We start from the raw sequence: 3,566 nt of genomic DNA on the forward strand, positions 1-3,566 counted from the left end.
CCACCGCAACGCGCCGCTCCCCGGCCGCCGCCTGCGCCAAGCTCACCCACCCCGCCGCCCGGTCCGCCACCAGCGCAATCTGCGCCGCCACCGGATTGTGGAGCTTTTGCACAAACTCCAAGCCCTCGACCCGCGCCCCAGGCGTCTTGAACGAAATCGCACTGGTTGAAAGCCGGCCATCGCATTCCGGGAGCACAATCTGCATCGCCATATCCGCGGGCGAGAGCCCACGCGCCGAATTGCGCCAGCCTTCCTCCGCCGAGCCCGCCAAAATCACCTGCAGCACGGGGCAACCGGCGGCATCCAGCGGCGAGCCATCGCCCGCCGCGCCGCGCGCGGAAAATGCCGTTGCGTTCAGCACCACCGCCGGCCGCCAGCCGCTTAAAGCCGTGGCAACAAACGCCCCTGCCTCAGGGGACTTAAGGCTGTCCACATAAACCGCCCGGCAGCGCATGCCGCGCTCCACCAGCGCTTCAGCCAACGCCTCCGTGGGCGCGATATCGCCCGAGAGCAGATGCGAACGGTAGAACACGATTGCCGCCAGCGGCGCAGCCGGCGCGCCCGCCATGAGCTGCCGGTATTCGCCGAATCGTGGCACCGGCGCCGGCCCGTCTGCGGGCGGCACGCACAGCCCCGCGAGCGATGCGGCGAGGCGCAGGCCATTTGCCCAGTTTCCTGGCCCGCCTTCCCGGAAATATTGGTCGAACGCAGCCCGTGCCGCCGGCGTTACGGTTGAGAATTCCTGCAACCTTCCATCATCCAGGCCATCACCTGCGATGATGGCAAGCGGCTTGCCCCGCGCCCGGCACAGCGCGAGCAGTTCCTCGCAGCCATAACGCCAGTAATCCACCCCGCCCAGCAACCTGACGACGACACATTTGGCGCGGCTCAACACCTGCTCGACGTATAAATCAACCGAGAGCGGATGGCGCAACTGGCCAAGATTCGCCAGACGCAGTCCCGGTCTGTCCGTCATACAGCCCCAGGCCATCGCCGCGGCCTCCAGATCAGCGTCGGAAAAAGACAGAAACACAAAATCCGCCGGGCTCTGCCGAAGGTCCACCGCCGCCACTGCCTCGTCCAGATTACGCTGCTCACGGAACAGGATGTGCATCGCGTTGCTATCCCGCGATCATGGCTTCAATCCCGGCGCGGTCCATCCCACGCCGGCCGATCACCACAAGATGCCCGTCACGCGCCTCATCTAACGCCCAGGCCCGGGTAAAATTTTGCCGGAAACGCGAACCCACGCCCTGAATCTCCAACCGCAACGGCTTGGCACGCACGGCAAGGAAGCCCTTCACCCGCAGCACGTCATGCGCCGCCACTGCCGCCGCAACACGCGTCAGTAATCCTTCCGGCGCATCCAATTCGGGCACCCGCACGACAAAACTTTCGAAATCATCATGCTCATGCTCGCCATCCTCGGCGTCGTGATGCGAAGGCCGCGCCGCCAGATCATCCTCCGCCGCCACCGCGAGGCCGAGCAACACATCCAGATCGAGCTTGCCATCCGTGGCCGTCACCAGCTTTACGGCGCGGGGTAGGCTGTCCTGGATCATCCCGGTCACCCGTTCCAACGTCTCGGCATCCATCAAATCCGTTTTATTCAGCACGACCAAATCCGCCGCCCTGATCTGGTCCTCATAAACTTCGGCCAGCGGGTTATCATGGTCCAGAGAAGGGTCCGCCGCGCGTTGGCGGGCCACTTCCTCCGGATCATCAGCAAACCGGCCCGCCGCCACCGCGGGACCGTCGACCACCGCAATCACGCCGTCCACCGTCAGGCGCGAGCGGATGCTGGGCCAGCCGAATGCCTTGATCAGCGGCTTGGGCAATGCCAGCCCGGAGGTCTCGATCAAAATATACTCCGGCGGATTCGGGCGATCCATCAGCGCTTCGATCGTCGGCACGAAATCATCCGCAACAGTGCAGCACAGGCAGCCATTGGCCAGTTCCACGATATCCGTCTCCGGGCAATTCTCCAGGCCGCAATTCTGTAATATCTCCCCGTCTACGCCGCGCGAACCGAATTCGTTGACGATCACCGCAAGGCGCCGTCCGCCGGCGTTGCCCAGTATATGCCGCACCAGCGTGGTCTTTCCCGCACCGAGAAAGCCTGTGATGATCGTGGTCGGGATTTTTGCCGCTTGCAAATTCATGGAACATCCTTTGAAGGTCCTGGTGCCAGCCCATAAGCTGGAAATCGGCTGAGAATAGCATTCGCAAGCGAGGGGGCCCGGCGCGAGGGCATCACCGCCCCGGTCGCCGACGCCCGATAACTACGCGCGTAGTCAAGAATATCCGGGGCATGCGCCACCGTCAGCCCGCCAAGCAAATAGCCAAAATGCTTACCTTGCATGAAAATCGCTGCCGTGCAGCCATGTTCACAGGCCGCCAGGCAGGAAACCGGACGTAATTGCGTAGGACCCAGTGTATCATCCCACAATGCGTCAAGCGCCTCATACAAACGCTGCCCTGGGCGCGGTTCTAATTGCGTGCCTGCTTTACAGGTTACGCAAATATGCAGCACGGCTGACATCGACTCCGCCACAACTCCCCCGATGCACGCATCAACGTGCCAGGCCGGGGCGCGGACCTGCCGAAACAACAACACCGGAAGCCGGCGCAAGAAAACTCGCCTGGGCGCCCCGCCTGGCCAGCATTACTCTTGATGGCAGGTCTCCTGGCTCGCGGATCGAACGCACCCGCCAGCCTTCCCGGAACCGCTCCAGTGGCTGATAGACGGGTGCTTTCCGCTTACAGTTGCGGGGGCAGCTGCGGCATAAAGCTGTAAGGCTCGCACCGCATTCCCTATTCACCTTCACGAAAGAAGGACCATCAAACCCAAGGTAGTCCAGGCATTCTGGCATTGTCAACGAAAGCGCATTGTGGGTAGTGTCTCAGTTCAAAACCTCAGAAACTGTAATTGATCAGAAACCAAATTTGTCCGCCATGCGTTGAGAGCCCGGCGGGATTTACCGGACCGGCCTGATGGACATACGCGATCTGCCCGTGCCAATTTTTTAAGTCGTAGGTGAGTTCGCCATGTCTGGAATGGCGGGGTGATCCGCAAGGGTGGAAAGCAGTATGTCGGCATTGCCTGAGCCTTTGGCCGCAATCACGCCGAACGCCGCAGCGTGTCCGCGCAAGGAGTTGATGGCCTGAGTCCGCTGGCCAACCATCATCTCCCGGTGCTTCACGACGATTGTCGCGGCTTGCTCATTGACAGTCTTCACCGGGACCGTCCGCATGCTTGGCCGGGATGCCGCCTCAGAGAGCGCTTCTGCATCATTGCGGTCATTCTTGTTGCGTTTGACGAAGGTGTTCACGTATTGTGGCCGGATTAACTTAACCCGGTGGCCCATCGCGCCAAGCACCCGGCCGAAGCCGAGGAACGCTACTATGCCGCGCTGCAGGAGCAGCCCATCGCAGCGTGACTCAAACCAAACAGCCTCCGGGAAAGCCGGCTATCCGATGCACACATCTCTGAGCGTCTTGAATTAACGCCGAAGAGCTGATTCACTGACTGCTGATTTGCTCGGGAGGTTTGTATGGGCATCAGC

At 61.9% G+C, this 3,566-nt stretch carries 4 protein-coding genes and 1 riboswitch; all 4 genes read right to left on the bottom strand.

The genetic code is table 11. The features are described from left to right. Nucleotides 1-1,114 (bottom strand): cobaltochelatase subunit CobN (locus HKL97_RS10105; protein WP_291424955.1); only part of this gene is annotated, 1,114 nt, incomplete at its 3' end. Between the two features lie 7 nt (nucleotides 1,115-1,121). Next, a complete protein-coding gene (gene cobW / locus HKL97_RS10110; RefSeq protein WP_291424957.1) occupies nucleotides 1,122-2,162 on the bottom strand; it encodes a cobalamin biosynthesis protein CobW in 1,041 nt (346 codons plus the stop codon). Next, nucleotides 2,159-2,542 carry a DUF1636 domain-containing protein gene (locus HKL97_RS10115; protein WP_291424959.1) on the bottom strand — a complete coding sequence of 128 codons (384 nt, stop codon included), beginning with the start codon at nucleotides 2,540-2,542 and terminating at the stop codon, nucleotides 2,159-2,161. Before HKL97_RS10115 ends, cobW begins: the two co-directional genes overlap by 4 nt. Before the next feature lie 116 nt (nucleotides 2,543-2,658). Then, nucleotides 2,659-2,858, bottom strand: a riboswitch (cobalamin riboswitch). 168 nt (nucleotides 2,859-3,026) lie between these two features. Further along, on the bottom strand, nucleotides 3,027-3,368 hold the full coding sequence (locus HKL97_RS10120; RefSeq protein ID WP_291424962.1) for a transposase: 342 nt from the start codon (nucleotides 3,366-3,368) through the stop codon (nucleotides 3,027-3,029). Nucleotides 3,369-3,566: the final 198 nt, after the last annotated feature.

It is taken from the genome of Acidocella sp. (assembly GCF_013044125.1).
In the GTDB taxonomy this organism is placed as follows: Bacteria; Pseudomonadota; Alphaproteobacteria; order Acetobacterales; family Acetobacteraceae; genus Acidocella.

What these genes read in the sequence shown, in the direction of transcription:
- cobW (WP_291424957.1), bottom strand. Translation starts at nt 2,162, where the DNA reads ATGAATTTGCAAGCGGCAAAAATCCCGACCACGATCATCACAGGCTTT.
- HKL97_RS10115 (WP_291424959.1), bottom strand. Translation starts at nt 2,542, where the DNA reads ATGTCAGCCGTGCTGCATATTTGCGTAACCTGTAAAGCAGGCACGCAA.
- HKL97_RS10120 (WP_291424962.1), bottom strand. Translation starts at nt 3,368, where the DNA reads ATGGGCCACCGGGTTAAGTTAATCCGGCCACAATACGTGAACACCTTC.